Source organism: Pseudomonas oryzihabitans, from assembly GCF_014522265.1.
Taxonomy (GTDB): domain Bacteria; phylum Pseudomonadota; class Gammaproteobacteria; order Pseudomonadales; family Pseudomonadaceae; genus Chryseomonas; species Chryseomonas aestiva.
On sequence record NZ_CP017024.1, the window covers coordinates 1,751,772 to 1,767,036 of the forward strand.

General features: G+C 70.0%; 10 protein-coding genes and 2 pseudogenes. 9 read left to right on the forward strand and 3 right to left on the reverse strand.

Annotated elements, in window-relative coordinates:
• Positions 1-7 precede the first annotated feature (7 nt).
• From arnD to BGI51_RS08120, 6 genes and pseudogenes are all read left to right on the forward strand, one after another.
• The gene (arnD, locus tag BGI51_RS08095) at positions 8-889 is read left to right on the forward strand and encodes a 4-deoxy-4-formamido-L-arabinose-phosphoundecaprenol deformylase (protein WP_187981286.1); all 882 of its coding nucleotides are present in this window, start codon (positions 8-10) and stop codon (positions 887-889) included.
• Positions 886-2,529 carry a lipid IV(A) 4-amino-4-deoxy-L-arabinosyltransferase gene (arnT, locus tag BGI51_RS08100; RefSeq protein WP_252977237.1) on the forward strand — a complete coding sequence of 548 codons (1,644 nt, stop codon included), beginning with the start codon at positions 886-888 and terminating at the stop codon, positions 2,527-2,529. The genes arnD and arnT overlap by 4 nt, the downstream gene beginning before the upstream one ends.
• Positions 2,526-2,867 carry an EamA family transporter gene (locus BGI51_RS08105; protein WP_017639273.1) on the forward strand — a complete coding sequence of 114 codons (342 nt, stop codon included), beginning with the start codon at positions 2,526-2,528 and terminating at the stop codon, positions 2,865-2,867. Before arnT ends, BGI51_RS08105 begins: the two co-directional genes overlap by 4 nt.
• Positions 2,864-3,265: a 4-amino-4-deoxy-L-arabinose-phosphoundecaprenol flippase subunit ArnF gene (gene arnF / locus BGI51_RS08110; RefSeq protein ID WP_017639274.1), complete on the forward strand. Its 402-nt coding sequence runs from the start codon at positions 2,864-2,866 to the stop codon at positions 3,263-3,265. The genes BGI51_RS08105 and arnF overlap by 4 nt, the downstream gene beginning before the upstream one ends.
• Positions 3,262-4,658, forward strand: a pseudogene (locus BGI51_RS08115) (UDP-glucose dehydrogenase family protein). Before arnF ends, BGI51_RS08115 begins: the two are co-directional and overlap by 4 nt.
• Positions 4,658-6,340 carry a glycosyltransferase family 39 protein gene (locus BGI51_RS08120; protein ID WP_187980838.1) on the forward strand — a complete coding sequence of 561 codons (1,683 nt, stop codon included), beginning with the start codon at positions 4,658-4,660 and terminating at the stop codon, positions 6,338-6,340. The pseudogene BGI51_RS08115 and the gene BGI51_RS08120 overlap by 1 nt, the downstream one beginning before the upstream one ends.
• 20 nt (positions 6,341-6,360) lie before the next feature.
• Here the strand turns inward: BGI51_RS08120 and BGI51_RS08125 are convergent, their stop codons facing one another.
• From BGI51_RS08125 to BGI51_RS08135, 3 genes are all read right to left on the reverse strand, one after another.
• Entirely contained in the window at positions 6,361-7,227 is an 867-nt protein-coding gene (locus BGI51_RS08125) for a hypothetical protein (RefSeq protein ID WP_187980839.1), read from the reverse strand.
• Positions 7,228-7,328: 101 nt separating this feature from the next.
• A complete protein-coding gene (locus tag BGI51_RS08130) occupies positions 7,329-8,510 on the reverse strand; it encodes a M20 aminoacylase family protein (RefSeq protein WP_187980840.1) in 1,182 nt (393 codons plus the stop codon).
• An 11-nt stretch (positions 8,511-8,521) separates the two neighbouring features.
• The gene (locus tag BGI51_RS08135) at positions 8,522-9,829 is read right to left on the reverse strand and encodes an MFS transporter (protein WP_187980841.1); all 1,308 of its coding nucleotides are present in this window, start codon (positions 9,827-9,829) and stop codon (positions 8,522-8,524) included.
• Between the two features lie 266 nt (positions 9,830-10,095).
• Between BGI51_RS08135 and BGI51_RS08140 the strand changes: the two are divergent.
• The 3 genes and pseudogenes from BGI51_RS08140 to pstA all read left to right on the forward strand — a co-directional run bounded on the left by BGI51_RS08140 (position 10,096) and on the right by pstA (position 15,144).
• Positions 10,096-11,064: pseudogene (locus BGI51_RS08140) on the forward strand (PstS family phosphate ABC transporter substrate-binding protein).
• Positions 11,065-11,159: 95 nt separating this feature from the next.
• Positions 11,160-13,445: an ABC transporter permease subunit gene (locus BGI51_RS08145; protein WP_187980842.1), complete on the forward strand. Its 2,286-nt coding sequence runs from the start codon at positions 11,160-11,162 to the stop codon at positions 13,443-13,445.
• Positions 13,432-15,144 (forward strand): phosphate ABC transporter permease PstA, encoded by a 1,713-nt coding sequence (gene pstA / locus BGI51_RS08150; RefSeq protein WP_423814996.1) that lies wholly within the window; start codon positions 13,432-13,434, stop codon positions 15,142-15,144. Before BGI51_RS08145 ends, pstA begins: the two co-directional genes overlap by 14 nt.
• Positions 15,145-15,265: the final 121 nt, after the last annotated feature.

A 15,265-nucleotide genomic window follows, 5' to 3' on the forward strand; every position in this document is an offset into this window, starting at 1 on the left:
CACCCTGATCCCGGCCAGCCTGCGCATCGACGTGGACACCTATCGCGGTACCCGCGAAGGGGTACCGCGGCTGCTCGACCTGCTGGACGAAGCCGGGGTCAAGGCCACCTTCTTCTTCAGCGTCGGACCGGACAACATGGGGCGCCACCTCTGGCGCCTGGTGAAGCCCACCTTCCTGTGGAAGATGCTCCGCTCCAAGGCCGCCAGCCTCTACGGCTGGGACATCCTGCTGGCCGGCACCGCCTGGCCGGGTCGGCCGATCGGCCGCGACCTCGGTCACCTGATGCGCGAGACCCGCGCCCGCGGCCACGAGGTCGGGCTGCATGCCTGGGACCACCACGCCTGGCAGGCCCATACCGGCAGCTGGAGCCTGGAGCGCCTGGGCGCCGAATTCGGCCGTGGCCTGCAGGCCCTGGAAGACATCCTCGGTGGCAAGGTGGACTGCTCCGCCGCCGCCGGCTGGCGCGCCGATCCGCGCGTGGTGCTGGCCAAGGAAGCCTTCGGCCTCAGGTACAACAGCGATTGCCGCGGCAGTGCGCTGTTCCGCCCGCGGCTGGGCAACGGCGGCCACGGCACCCCCCAGGTGCCGGTGGACATGCCGACCTTCGACGAGGTGGTCGGTCCGGAGCTGGCCGCCGGTGACTGGAACAACTATCTGCTCAAGCGCTTCCGTCCGGGGGCGCTCAACGTCTACACCCTGCACGCCGAGGTGGAAGGCATCGCCTTCGCCGAGGACTTCCGCGCGCTGCTCAAGGCGGCGCGGGAGGAGGGCGTCCTGTTCCTGACCCTGGGCGACCGCCTGCCGGCCGATCCGCGCCAGTTGCCCGCGGGCAATCTGGTGCGTGGCAGCCTGGCCGGACGCCAGGGCTGGCTGGGCGTGCAGGCATGAGTCGGCGGCGCCTGTGGATGCTGCTGCCGCTGGCGCTGCTGGCCTATGCCTTACCGCTGGCCTGGCGCGGCCTGTGGATTCCGGACGAGTCGCGCTATGCGCAGATCGCCCAGGAACTCTGGCGGCGTGGCGACTGGGTGGTGCCGCACTTCCTCGGCCTGCCGTATTTCGAGAAACCCATCGGCGGCTACTGGACCCAGGCCATCGCCCAGGCCTGGCTCGGTGATTCGCTGTTCAGCGTGCGCCTGGTGCCCTTGCTGGCCAGTCTCGCCACCGCCGCCCTGGTGGCGCGCCTGACCCGGCTGATCTGGCAGGACCGCCCGCTGGCGCTGCTTGCCGGGGTGGTCTATCTGTCCTGCGTGGCCGTGGCGGGGCTGGCCACCTACGTCACCCTCGACGCTCAATTCGCCTTCTGGATGGCGTTGGCGCTGCTCGCCCTCTGGCAGGCCCAGGCCGCCGAAACCCGTAGCGCGGCCCTGGGCCAGTGGGCGCTGCTGGGACTGGCCTGTGGCTGCGGCCTGCTGACCAAGGGCTTTCTCGCCCTGGTGCTGCCGGTGCTGGTGGCCGTGCCCTTCTTCCTCCTGCAGCGGCGCCTGGGCGAGTTGCTCCGCCGCGGCCCCCTGGCGGTGCTGGTGGCGATCCTGGTGGTAGCGCCCTGGGCACTGCTGGTGGCCCGGCGCGACGCGGATTTCTGGAATTTCTTCTTCTGGCACGAGCACATCCAGCGTTTCGCCGGCCAGGATGCCCAGCACGAGCGGCCGTTCTGGTTCTATGGCCCGGTGCTGCTGCTGGCCATCCTGCCCTGGGCCGGCCTCTTGCCGCGTACCCTGGGCCGGACCTGGCAGGAGCGCCGCCATGCCGGTACCGCCTTCCTCGGCATCGCCGTGGTCGGCCAGTTGCTGTTCTTCAGCTTCAGCCGCGGCAAGCTGCCCACCTACCTGCTGCCGACCCTGGCCGCCCTGGTGCCGCTGCTGGCGCGCACCCTGCTGGAGGCGGGCCGGCGCGACGCCACCGGCGCCCTGCGGCTGAACGGCCTGTGCAATCTGCTGCTGGGCCTGGCCGGCGTTGCCGCCCTGCTGATCTATGGCGGTCGCCTCTATGAGAGCGGCGAAGGCCTGACCCGCGCCCTGGCCCTGCTGGCGCCCCTGGCACTGCTGCTGGCCGGCCTGGCCACACTGGTCTGGCCGCGGCGCACCCTGCTGGCGCCGGCCCTGGCGCTCTGGGTGCTGCTGCCGCTGCTGTCCATCGCCCTGCCCAACAGCCTGGTCGACAACAAGCTGCCGAGCAGCTTCATCCAGGCCCAGCTCGGTCATTTCAAGAATGCCGGCCTGCTGGTCAGCAACGACCTCGGCGTGGCCGCCAGCCTGGCCTGGGCCACTCACCGCGACGACGTGGTGCTGGTGGGCGGTCCGGGCGAGCTCAAGTACGGCTTCGCCCGCGAGCCGGCCAGCGGTCGCCTGATCGAAGAGCGCGACCTGGCCGCCTGGCTCGCCGCCCATCGCGACCAGGGTCCGGTGGCCATCCTGCTGCGGGTCGACGGTCCCAGCGATCGTCAGCTGCTCGACAGCCTGCCCGAGCCCGGCGAAAGCATCGCCAGCGAGCGCCTGGTGCTGCTGGTCTATCCGAGGCCGGCGCCATGACCGCCCTCGACGGCCTGCTGATCGCCGTGGTGATCGGCCTCACCTGCGCCGGCCAACTGGGCCAGAAGCGCGCGGTGACCGCCGGCAATGCCCTGGCCGCGCGACTGCGCTCGCCCTGGCTGTGGGGCGCCCTGGTCTGCCTGGGCCTGGCCCTGCTGGTCTGGTGCGCGGTGCTGCAGCGGGTGCCGGTGGGCGTCGCCTATCCCTTGCTCTCGCTCAACACCCTGGCAGTGACCCTGCTGGCGCGCCTGGTGTTCGGCGAGCGGGTGGATGCCCGCGCCTGGTGCGGCTGCCTGTGCATCGTCGCCGGCGCCGCGCTGCTGGGGGGGCAGCTATGAACGGCCTGTTGCCACTCGGCCTGAGCATCCTGCTCACCACCCTCGCGCAACTGTCTCTGCGCGCCGCCCTGGTGCGGCTGCCGGCGATGGCCACATGGCTGAGCACGCCGTCGGCGCTGTTCGGCGCGGCCGGGCTGCTGCTGGCCCTGGGCATCCTCTGCTATGGCCTGTCGCTGCTGGCCTGGCTGGCGGCCCTGGCGCGCCTGCCGCTGGGCCGCGCCTATGCGGCGCTCGGCCTCTCCTACGTCTTCGTTCACCTCGGCGCGGCCTGGCTGCCGGGCGCCGCCGAATCCTTCACCCCCTGGAAAACCCTGGGCGTCGCGCTGGTCGTGGCCGGCGTCGCCCTCGTCGGCGGGCCCCGCGCCAGCGCCGCTCCCACCCTGAGGAATACCCTATGAACATCAGCGTTTTCGGCATCGGCTACGTGGGTCTGGTGCAGGCCGCCGTGCTGGCGGAAGTCGGCCACCAGGTGGTGTGCATGGACATCGATCGCGCCAAGATCGACAAGCTCAAGCGCGGCGAGGTGACCCTCTATGAGCCGGGTCTGGAAGAGCTGGTGCGCAGCAACCTGGCCGCCGGGCGCTTGGTTTTCACCCACGAGGCCGCCGAGGCCGTGGCCCATGGCGCCGTGCAGTTCATCGCCGTCGGCACCCCGCCGGCGGCCGACGGCTCGGCCGATCTGTCCGCCGTCTTCGCCGTGGCCGGAACCATCGCCCGCCTGCGGCGCGAGCCGCTGATCGGCCAGCCGGTGTCCCGCGATCCGCTGCTGGTGGTGAACAAGTCCACCGTGCCGGTGGGCACCGGCGACCGCGTCCGCGCGCTGATCCACGAGGTGCTCGCCGAAGAGGGTCGCACCCTGCACGTGGAGGTGGTCTCCAATCCGGAATTCCTCAAGGAAGGCGCCGCCATCGCCGACTGCAAGAAGCCCGATCGCATCGTGGTGGGCACCGATTCGCCGGTGGCCCGCGACGTGATGCGCGAACTCTATGCGCCCTTCAACCGCAACCATGACCGCATCCAGTGCATGGACCTGCGCAGCGCCGAGCTGGCCAAGTACGCCGCCAACAGCCTCTTGGCGGTCAAGATCAGCTTCATCAACCAGATCGCCGAACTGGCCGAGCACGTCGGCGCCGACATCGAGGCGGTGCGCCAGGCCATCGGCGCCGATCCGCGCATCGGCCACCACTTCATCTACCCGGGCTGCGGCTACGGCGGCTCCTGCTTCCCCAAGGACCTGCAGGCGCTGATCCGCACCGGCGAGGAAAACGCCGTGGAGCTGGATCTGCTGCGCGCCGTGGAAGCCATCAACGTGCGCCAGAAGACCAAGCTGTTCGAGCGCATCAACACCTACTTCGACGGTGACCTGCGCGGCCGTACCTTCGCCCTCTGGGGGCTGGCCTTCAAACCCAACACCGACGACATGCGCGATGCGCCCAGCCGGGTGCTGATGGAGGCCCTCTGGGAGGCCGGCGCCAAGGTGCGCGCCTTCGATCCGGTGGCCATGGCCGAGGCCCAGCGCCTCTATGGCCACGACGAGCGCCTGGCGCTGATGGGCACCCCGAGGCCGCCCTGGCCGGGGCCGATGCCCTGGTCATCTGCACCGAATGGCAGCAGTTCAAGGCACCGGACTTCGATCTGATCGCCCGCCAGCTCAACCAGCCGGTGATCTTCGACGGTCGCAACCTGTTCGATCCCGAGCGCATGGAGCGCCGCGGCATCGAATACTTCGCCATCGGGCGTGGCGCCGCCCTGGGCGGTCCCCAGGTCGCCCGCCGCGTGGATGCCGCCTGATGGTCTCGCCCATGCCCCTGACCCCACGCAGCGCGCCCCTCTACGCGCTGCCGGCGGCCAGTCGCCTGCGCCGCGAAAGCCTGCTGCTCGGGGTGGTCGCCACCCTGATGTTCACCCTCGGCATCTGGAACCAGGCGCCCCAGGGCTTCGACGGTCGCTGGGCGGTCTTCCTCGGCGAGATGTTTCGCCATGGCCCGTCCTTTTTCGCCACCACCTACGGCCAGCCCTATCCGGACTATCCCGGCACCGCCACCTGGCTGAGCTGGCTGGCCGCGCGGGTGATCGGCGCGCCCAATCACCTGGCCAACGTCCTGCCTACCGCCCTGGCCTCGGCCGCGGTGCTGGCGCTGACCTATCGCCTGCTGGCCGACACCCGCCGCGCCTGGGCGCTGCTCACGGTGCTGCTGGTGGCCCTGACCCCGCAATGGCTGGAAAAGGCCCGCGCGGTCTGCCTGGACCAACTGGTCGCCCTGGTGGTGCTGCTCTGCTTCTACCTGCTCCATAGCGCCGATCGCGACGGCCGCCCGCTGCGCCGTCTGCTGGTACTGCCGCTGTTCGCCCTGGGCTTCGCCATCCGCGGCCCGCTGGGGCTGATCGAGCCCTGTGGCGTGGTCTGCCTCTACTGGCTGGTGGTCGCCTGGGGCGAGCCGGCGCGGCGCACCCTCGCCGTGCAGCGCCTGCTGGGCTACGGCCTGGCCGGCCTGGCCTTGCTCGCCCTCGGCTGGTGGACGCTGATCCAGCTGGCCCATCACGAGGGCGGGGCGGACTTCGCCGCTGAGGTCTGGCACATGCAGGTCACTGGCCGACTGGACGAAAGCGGCAAGCCCTTCTGGTTCTATTTGCAGCTGGGGCTGTATCGCTATCTGCCGGTACTGCCGCTGGCGCTGCTGGTGCTGCTGGCCGAGCGCCGTCGTCTGCTGGCCTGGCCGCACACCGCCCAGCGCCGCCTGCTGCTGGGCCTCGCCGGGAGCGGTCTGCTGATCCTGGTCGGGTTGTCCATCCCGCACTTCAAGCGCGCCTACTATGTGGTGCCCATGGTGCCCTTCCTGGCCGCCATCGCCGCCCATGGCCTCCTGCGCGCCGAGGGCTGGTTCCGCCGGGTCGCGCCGCTCTACACAGCGCTGGTGCTGGCGCTGCCCGGGCTGGCGCTGGTGGCCATGCTGGTCTGTCGTCACCTCTGGCAGCGCCATGGCTACTGGCCGGATGTCTCCCTGGCATTGCTGGTACCGGTCTTCGTCGCCCTGCAGCTCGCCGCCCTGGTCAGCTGGCGCCGGCTGCACGGCAACCGCCGCCTGCTCACGCTGAGCGCCCTGGCGCTGGCCGCGCAGTGGCTGATGCTGGTCACGGTGGTGGAGCCGGCCCAGGACCTGCAGTACGACACCCGCGGCTTCGTCCAGCAGGTGGAGGGTCTGCGCCAGCAGCAGCCGGGCCCCCTGGTGTTCTTCGGCCTCGGTCAGGACAGCTGGGCGATCCGCTACATGATGAATCTGGACCACGACGAGCAGCCGATCTTCATCGCCCGGCCGCAGGTCGCGGACCTGGCGCACCTGCCGTCCGGCGCCTGGATCATCCTCGCCCGTGATGACCGTGAATTGCTGGCCAGCACCCCGCTGGCCGATCTCACCCCAGTGCTGGGTCGCCGCCTCAACGGCAATCCCTGTCTGGTGTATCGCCTGCCCTGAGGTACCCGGAGCCGCTCGCCCTAGCGGTCGGCTCCGGCTTCTCGCGACAACTCCAGGATGCGGTTGCGCCCCTGCTCGGCGACCAGGTAATGACCGTCGCCGCGGCGGATCAGGGTCTGCGCCGAGCGCAGGTGTGAGAGCACCGTGACCAGCTGGCCGTCGGGCTGCACCAGCAGCACCCGGGCGCCGTGGGTGGCGTCTTCGGTGATCCACAGGCCGTCGGCCGAGCACTGCACGAAGCCCGGCGCGTCGAGACCCGCGGCGACCAGGGTATCGGTACCCCCGGGCTGCCACTGCTTGACCCAGCCCTTGGCCTTTTCGGTATAGAACAGCCGGCCATCCGGGCAGCGCGCCACCCCTTCGCCTTCTTCCAGGCCGTCGCGCAGCACCGCCAGGCGGCGTTGCAGCGGGTCGTAGCTGAGCAGACGCCCGCGCGGCAGGTCCTCGATGGCATAGAGGGTCTGGCCATCGGTGGCGACGCCCTCGACGTCGTTGCCGTCGAACAGGGCCTGGCGCTGGCCATCGCGCAGGAGAAACACCGGCAGCGGCCCGCCTTCCTGGCTGACCACCAGGCCGCCCTGGAACATGACCAGGCCATCGGGCTTGGACAGTTCGCCCAGCACCGGCTGGCGTTCGCCGCTGGACAGCAGCCGCAGCAGGCTGCCGCGGCGACTGGAGAATTCCTGGGTGACGAACAGGCTGCCATCGGCATCCAGGGCCAGGGCGCTGACCATGGGGATGTCGGCGGCGAATTCCCGATAGCGCCAGCCCTCGGCCGCACTGACCGGATGGAAATGTCGCCAGGCCGGATAGGCAAACCCCGCCGCCAGCACGGCGACGCCCAGCGCCAGACCCTGGCGCCAGCCCAGGCGCGGAACACGTCGCATGGCGACCTCTCGAGGTTGGATAATGACCCTGCAGTCTAGCGGCCCGCACGTGAAGATTCCGTCGCCGGCACCCCGGGTGAGGGTGCCGACGAGGCGGCGCCTCAGACGGTGAGGAAGGCCTCGGTCAGCTTGACCCAGTAACGCGCGCCGACCGGCAGCAGGGCGTCGTTGAAATCGTAGGCCGCGTTGTGCAGGTTGGCGCTCGGGCCATTGCCGACGAACAGGTAGCAACCGGGCACCTGCTGCAGCATGTAGGCGAAGTCCTCGCTGGCCGGGATGGGCGCGAAGGGATGCAGGGCCTCGGCGCCGAAGTGCTCGACCGCCACCTGGCGGGCGAAGGCGGTGGGGCCGTCGTGGTTGACCAGCACCGGATAGCCGCGCTGGTAGTCCAGTTCGGCCGTGGCGCCGAAGCTTTCCGCCTGGGCGCGGACCAGGGCGCCGATACGCTGCTCCAGCAGGTCGCGGGTGCTGTCCTGGAAGGCGCGGATGGTGAGCTTCATCTCCACCGCATCGGGGATGACGTTGGAGGCCTCGCCGCCGTGGATGCTGCCCACGGTGATCACCGCGGTGTCCAGCGGCGCCACGTTGCGCGAGACCACGGTCTGCAGCGCCATCACCGTGGCCGCACTGGCGACGATGGGGTCGACGGCCTTGTCCGGCACCGCGCCGTGGCCGCCCTGGCCGCGGATGCGCAGGAGGGCGGTGTCGGACGAGGCCATGGCGGCGCCGTCGACGAAGCAGAACTTGCCGGTGGGCACACCGGGCATGTTGTGCAGGCCGAACACCTGGTCGCAGGGGAACAGCTCGAAGAGGCCGTCCTGCATCATCTTCAGGGCGCCGCCCAGGCCTTCCTCGGCCGGCTGGAAGATCAGGTGCAGGGTGCCGTCGAAGGCGCGGGTCTCGGCCAGGCAGCGGGCGGCGGTGAGCAGGGTGGTGGTGTGGCCGTCGTGACCGCAGGCATGCATGCGGCCCGGGTGCTGGCTGGCGTAGTCGAGCCCGGTGGTTTCCAGGATCGGCAGGGCGTCCATGTCGGCGCGGATGCCCAGCACCTTGCTGCCGCTGCCGGCGCGCAGGGTGCCAACCACCCCGGTGCCGCCCAGGCCGCGATGGACTTCGTAGCCCCAGCCCGCGAGGGCGGCGGCCACCAGGTCGCTGGTGCGCTGCTCCTGGTAACCCAGTTCGGGATGGCGGTGGATGTCGCGGCGCAGGGCGACCATTTCCGGCAGGTAGCCGGCGATATGACGGGCGGTGGCGTCTTGATCCGCAGCAGTGGCAAGGCTCATGGCGATCTCTCTCAATCCAGGTGGCGTTCGGGATAGCTCAGCAGTGCCAGCCATCCTATCAGCAGCATGACGATCAGGTACCAGGCCGGGGCGAGCGGGCTGCCGGTGGCCTCGATCAGCCAAGTGGCGATGAACTGGGCGGTGCCGCCGAACAGGGTCACCGCCAGGGCGTAGGTCATGGCCAGCCCCGTGGCGCGCACCGGCCGCGGCAGGCCGGCGAGGATCAGCAGCAGCCCGGCGGTCATGTTGACGCTCATGGCGGTGATCACCACGAAGCGGGCGGCGAAGGCCAGGCCCTGGGTGGTGGGGTCATTCAGCCAGACGAAAGCCGGGTAGATGCCCAGCAGGGCCACCGCCAGGCTGACCAGGGCCACCGGCTTGTAGCGCCCGAAGCGATCCAGCAGCAGCCCGGCGGCCAGGGCGGCGGCCATCTGCACGGCGCTGGAGGCCACCCCGGCCAGGTAGGCGCTGGTGGCCGGCAGGCCGACGATGCGGGTCATGTAGGTGGGCATGTAGAACTGCATCAGGTAGGTCAGCAGGGTCGCCGACATCACGATCAGCAGGCCCAGGCCGAAGCGCCGCGGATGCTCGCGCAGAAAGGCGCGCACCGGACCGCCCTCGACCGTGCCGGCGCCGCTCCAGGTCTCGTCCACCTGGCGGCGGATATAGAGGCCGACCGGAATGATCAGCAAGCCGACCAGGAAGGGGATGCGCCAGCCCCAGGCGTGCAGCTCGGTCTCGGACAGGCTGCGGGTGAGCAGGGCGCCCAGGGCGGCGCCGAGCAGGGCACTGCCGCCCTGGCTGATCACCTGCCAGCTGACATGGAAGCCGCGCCGGCCGGGACTGGCCGACTCCAGCAGCAGAGTAGTGGCGGCGCCGATCTCGCCGCCGGCGGAAAAGCCCTGCAGCAGGCGCCCCACGAGCAGGATCAGCGGCGCGGCAAGGCCGATCTGGGCATGGGTCGGGGTAAAGGCGATCAGGGCGCTGCCCAGGCCCATCAGGGTGATGGTCAGCAGCATCGCCTGCTTGCGCCCGTGGCGATCGGCATAGGCGCCCAGCACCATGCTGCCCAGCGGGCGCATGACGAAGCCGACGCCAAACACCCCGACCGCCATCAGCAGCGAGCCATAGGGAGTGTCCGAAGGAAAGTAGAGCTGGCCGATGATGGCGGCGAAAAAGCTGAAGACGGTGAAGTCGAACATCTCCAGGCCGTTGCCGAGACTGGCCGCGGCGATCAGCTTGGCGCGCGAGGGCGTGGCGCCCGCGCTGGCGGGAGTGGCGTCGGCGGGGGAGGAGGACGTCGGAAGAGCCTGGGCCATGGTGCGTTCCTCTGCACTGAGATGAATGCTTAGCTATGCAAATGGTGGTCCGGCCCGCGGAGGCCGCGTGCCTGGGCGGTCGTCGCGGAGCCAGCGGCCAGGTCTGCGCCAAGGTGGTGCAGCGCAGACTCCCTTGCAGCCTAGTCGAACCTGCAGGGGCGGCTGGCGCTGGCTCATAAATCCGTCACAATGCGCGCCTAGAGTGCCGGCTTGCGCCTGAGCGTCGCCGGCCCAGGCCCGTCTCCCATCCTCGCGAGGAATCCGGCATGGACATCAAAGGTCCGCTGACCGCTGTGGCGCTCGCCCTGGCGCTAGGTGGTACGACCGCTCGGGCCGAGGGCGTCGACCCGGCCATCCCCGCCTACCAGAAGGTCAGCGGAATCTCCGGCAATTTGTCGAGCGTGGGCTCCGACACCCTGGCCAACCTGGTCACGCTCTGGGCCGAGAGCTACAAGCGCCAGTATCCCAATCTCAATATCCAGATCCAGGCGGCCGGCTCGTCCACCGCGCCGCCGGCGCTCACCGAGGGCACCGCCGCCATCGGCCCCATGAGTCGCAAGATGAAGGACGCCGAACTCCAGGCCTTCGAGCAGCGTTTCGGCTACCAGCCCACCGCGGTGCCGGTGGCCATCGATGCCCTGGCGATCTTCGTCAACAAGGACAATCCGCTGCGCCAGCTGACCCTGGAACAGGTCGACGCGATCTTTTCCAGCACCCGGCTCTGCGGTGGTCCGCACGAACTCAAGACCTGGGGCGACCTGGGCCTGACCGGCGACTGGGCCAAGCGCCCGATCCAGCGCTTCGGCCGCAATTCGGTGTCGGGCACCTACGGCTACTTCAAGGAAGCGGCGCTGTGCCGTGGCGACTTCCGCGCCAACGTCAACGAACAGCCGGGCTCGGCCTCGGTGGTCCAGGCCATCAGCCAGTCCCTGGGGGCATCGGCTACTCCGGCATCGGCTACCAGACCGCCAGCGTCCATACCCTGGCGCTGGCCCGCCAGGGCACCACCGACTTCGTCGCGGACAACCAGGAGAACACCCTGTCCGGGCGCTATCCCTGGCGCGCTATCTCTACGTCTATGTGAACAAGGCGCCCAATCGCCCGCTCAACCCCTGGAAGGAGAATTCCTGCGGCTGATCCTCTCGCGCAGCGGCCAGGAGGCCGTGGTCAAGGATGGCTATATCCCCTTGCCGGCAGCGGTGGTGCAACAGGCCCTGAAGACCCTGGGCTACTGAGTGCCCAGAGACCCTGCGCCCGCGTCGGGCGTAGCGTCTCTGGCCGCCCATTCGCTGTAACCTTTCTGTCACACGACGTGATTAGGCTCTGCGCCATGATATCCCCGGTACCCCCGTCCCCGCCCGATCCTCGCGGCCCTGCTCGGCTGGACTTCAACACGCCTGCACTACGCCGGCGGCGGCGCTGGCGGGCCCTGCAGGATCGCCTGATACGGGGCTCGGTGCTGGCCGGTGGGCTGGCCGTGCTGGCCACCATCACCCTGATCTTCTTCTATCTGGCCTATGTGGTGCTGCCGCTGCTGCGTGGCGCCAGTCTGGAAGCCCAGCCGCTGCCCCAGCCCGACTGGCTGGCGGCCGCCGGGGTGCCGCTGCTGCTGGGCATCGACGAGCAGAATCGCCTCGGCCTGCATCTTTCCCGGGCCGGCGAGGCCACCTTCTTCACCCTGGCCGACGGCCAGCCGGTCATGCGCGAGCGTCTGCCGCTGCCGCCCGGTGTCACCATCAGCAGCCAGGCCCAGGACGCCCCCCGCGGACTGATCGCCCTGGGCCTGTCCGATGGCCGCGTGCTGGTGGCGCACAAGCGCTATGTCTCCCGCTATCCCCAGGGCACCCGGGTCATCACCCCGGAACTGGACTTTCCCTACGGGCGCGAGCCGCTGGACCTGGGCGCCGCTCGTACGGCCCTGGAGCGGGTCGCCATCGCCGGTGACGAGGACCTGCTGGTGCTGGCCGGCGCCCAGGGCAATCGGGTGACGGCCCTGCGCCTGGCCGGCCTGGCCGCGCCGGTGACCGGTGGCGCGGCCGTTCCCGTGCGTACCTCGCTCACCCTCGGGCCGCTCAACGCCGCGGCCAAGGCGCTCTACCTCGATCCCCGCGGTCGCTGGCTCTATGCCCTCAATGGCCGCGCCCAGGCGGATGTCTTCGACCTGCGCGACGGCAGCCTCAATGGCCACTACAAGCTGCTCGACGCGGCCGACGACGAGGTCACCGCCAGCGCCCAGCTGCTAGGCGGCGTGTCGCTGCTGGTGGGCACCGCCAAGGGTGGCATCGGCCAGTGGTTCATGGTCCGCGGCCAGGACGGCGAACCGGTGCTGAGGCCTATCCGCAGCTTCCAGCTGGGCAGCGCGCCCATCGTCCAGCTGGTGCCGGAGCAGCGGCGCAAGGGCTTCGTGGCGCTGGATGCCACGGGCGAACTGGGGGTCTTCCACAGCACCGCCGGGCGTACCCTGCTGCGCGAGCAGATCGCCCCCGCCGCCGGGGTGCTGGCGCTGTCGCCGCGCGCCGATCGGCTGTTGCTGGAGGAAAATGGCCGGCTGCTCGGCTTCCGCCTGGACAATCCGCACCCGGAAGTCTCCTGGTCGGCGCTGTTGGGCAAGGTCTGGTACGAGAATTACGAAGCCCCGGCGCGGGTCTGGCAATCCAGCGCCGCCACCGCGGACTTCGAACCCAAGCTGAGCCTGGCGCCGCTGACCTTCGGCACCCTCAAGGCGGCCTTCTACGCCATGCTGTTCGCCGCCCCCCTGGCCATCGCCGCGGCGGTCTATACCGCCTACTTCATGGCGCCGCGCATGAGGCGTACGGTCAAGCCGGTCATCGAGCTGATGGAGGCGCTGCCCACGGTGATCCTCGGCTTCTTCGCCGGGCTGTTCCTCGCGCCCTTCGTGGAAAATCACCTGCCGGGGCTGTTCAGCCTGCTGCTGCTCCTGCCGCTGGCGATCTTCGCCGCGGGCTTTGGCTGGTCGCGCCTGCCGCTGAGTCTGCGCGAGCGCATCCCGGAAGGCTGGGAAAGCCTGCTGCTGTTGCCGGTGGTGCTGCTGACCACCGCCCTGGCGCTGTGGCTCAGTCCCTGGCTGGAAACCCTGCTGTTCGCCGGCGACCTGCGCCTCTGGCTGAGCCAGACCCTGGGCATCGCCTACGACCAGCGCAACGCCCTGATCATCGGCCTGGCCATGGGCTTCGCGGTCATTCCCAACATCTTCTCCATCGCCGAAGACGCCATCTACAGCGTGCCGCGCAGCCTGACCCTGGGCTCCCTGGCACTGGGCGCCACCCCCTGGCAGACCCTGGTGCGGGTGGTGCTGCTCACCGCCAGTCCGGGGATCTTCTCGGCGCTGATGATCGGCCTGGGCCGCGCCGTGGGCGAGACCATGATCGTGCTCATGGCCACCGGCAACACCCCGATCATGGATGCCAACCTGTTCGAGGGCATGCGCACCCTGGCGGCCAACATCGCCGTGGAGATGCCCGAATCCGAGGTGGGCGGCACCCATTACCGGCTGCTGTTCCTGGCCGCGCTGGTACTGCTCAGCTTCACCTTCCTGATGAACACCCTGGCCGAACTGATCCGCCAGCGGCTGAGGAAAAAATATGCGGCCCTCTAGCGCCGGCGCGCCGCAACAGCGGGGCATCGGGCAGCGGCGCGCCCTGGGCGCCTGGCTGGGGGGCGGCGCGCCCGGGATCTGGCTCAGCGCCGGCGCCGTGGCCATCGCCGTGCTCATGACCCTGGGCCTGATCGGCATCCTCGCCGTGCGCGGCCTGGCGCATTTCTGGCCGGCCGAGGTGGTGCAGGCGCGCTACACGCCGCCGGGCCTGGAATCGCGCCTGGTGCTCGGCCAGGTGGTGGAGCAGGAGACGATACCGGCCGAGCGGCTGCGCAGCGCCGGGGTGACCCTGCCGCCGGACAGCGGCGAAACCCTGACCCGCGAACTCTTCAAGCTGGGCAATCGCGACCTCTATGGCAGCGATTTCGTCTGGCTGGTCGGCGACTGGCTGCGCGATCGCCAGACCCCGACCGACGCCCTGGTGCTGGAGCGCCGCGAATGGGGCAACTTCTACGGCTATGCACTGGAGGTGCGCGAAGCGGGGCGCCAGGTGGCCAAGGGCGCCGCGGCGGTGCCCGAACTGCAGCGTCGCCTGCTGCGCACCCGCGACCTGAGCGAGCAGCTGGAGCGTCTGGAAAAACAGGACATCGGCAGCGTCAACTACGCCCTGGAGCGGCTGCGCCTGGAAGGCCGCGGCCTGGAACTGGACGGCCGTCTCGACGCCACCGCCCAGGCCGATCTCGCCGCCCGCCGCGCCGAGCTCGAAGCCCGTTACGGCGAGCTGGAGGACCAGCTGGCCAGCCTGCGCCAGGAGCGTCGCCGTGACAGCGTGGTGCTGCGCGACGTCGAGGGCCGCACCCTGGAACTCAATCTCGCGCGCATCGTGCGCGCCTACCAGCCCAACGCCATGGGCCTGGGTGCCAAGCTCGGCTTCTATGGCAGCAAGCTGTGGGAATTTCTCAGCGCCGATCCGCGCGAGGCCAACACCGAGGGTGGCGTCTTCCCGGCCATCTTCGGCACCGTGATGATGACCCTGCTGATGGCGGTGATCGTCACCCCCTTCGGCGTCATCGCCGCCATCTACCTGCGCGAATACGCCCGCCAGGGTCCGCTGACCCGCACCATCCGCATCGCCGTCAACAACCTCGCCGGGGTGCCGGCCATCGTCTATGGCGTCTTCGGCCTGGGCTTCTTCGTCTATCTGCTCGGCGGTTCCCTGGACCAGCTGTTCTTCCAGGCCAGCCTGCCCACGCCGACCTTTGGCACCCCGGGGCTGCTGTGGGCTTCGCTGACCCTGGCGATCCTCGCCGTGCCGGTGGTGATCGTCGCCACCGAAGAGGGCCTGGCGCGCATCCCCCGCAGCATCCGCGAGGGCTCCCTGGCGCTGGGCGCGACCCAGGCCGAGACGCTGTGGAAGGTGGTGCTGCCGCTGGCCAGCCCGGCGCTGATGACCGGGCTCATCCTCGCCGTGGCCCGCGCCGCCGGCGAGGTGGCGCCGCTGATGCTGGTGGGGGTGGTCAAGCTGGCGCCCGCGCTGCCGCTGGACGGCAACTACCCCTATCTGCACCTGGATCAGAAGATCATGCACCTGGGCTTCCACATCTATGACGTCGGCTTCCAGAGCCCCAACGTGGAAGCCGCCCGCCCGCTGGTCTATGCCACCGCGCTGCTGCTGGTGCTGGTGATCGCCGGGCTGAACCTGTCCGCCGTGTTCCTGCGCAACCGGCTGCGCGAAAAATACCGGCTGCTGGAAGAATAGTATGGTCCTTCAGAAGTTGACTACACGATTTTGGCGGCGCTTTTTCGGCGTGGACGGCGTTGCCACTCCTCGCCATAGCCCTGCTATGACTCGTCACGGCGCCTGGCCCCCATCGGAGCGC

Excerpts from the sequence above, each read along its gene's own strand:
- arnT (WP_252977237.1), top strand. The coding sequence starts at position 886 with ATGAGTCGGCGGCGCCTGTGGATGCTGCTGCCGCTGGCGCTGCTGGCC.
- BGI51_RS08105 (WP_017639273.1), top strand. The coding sequence starts at position 2,526 with ATGACCGCCCTCGACGGCCTGCTGATCGCCGTGGTGATCGGCCTCACC.
- arnF (WP_017639274.1), top strand. The coding sequence starts at position 2,864 with ATGAACGGCCTGTTGCCACTCGGCCTGAGCATCCTGCTCACCACCCTC.
- BGI51_RS08120 (WP_187980838.1), top strand. The coding sequence starts at position 4,658 with ATGGTCTCGCCCATGCCCCTGACCCCACGCAGCGCGCCCCTCTACGCG.
- BGI51_RS08125 (WP_187980839.1), bottom strand. The coding sequence starts at position 7,227 with ATGCGACGTGTTCCGCGCCTGGGCTGGCGCCAGGGTCTGGCGCTGGGC.
- BGI51_RS08130 (WP_187980840.1), bottom strand. The coding sequence starts at position 8,510 with ATGAGCCTTGCCACTGCTGCGGATCAAGACGCCACCGCCCGTCATATC.
- BGI51_RS08135 (WP_187980841.1), bottom strand. The coding sequence starts at position 9,829 with ATGGCCCAGGCTCTTCCGACGTCCTCCTCCCCCGCCGACGCCACTCCC.
- BGI51_RS08145 (WP_187980842.1), top strand. The coding sequence starts at position 11,160 with ATGATATCCCCGGTACCCCCGTCCCCGCCCGATCCTCGCGGCCCTGCT.
- pstA (WP_423814996.1), top strand. The coding sequence starts at position 13,432 with ATGCGGCCCTCTAGCGCCGGCGCGCCGCAACAGCGGGGCATCGGGCAG.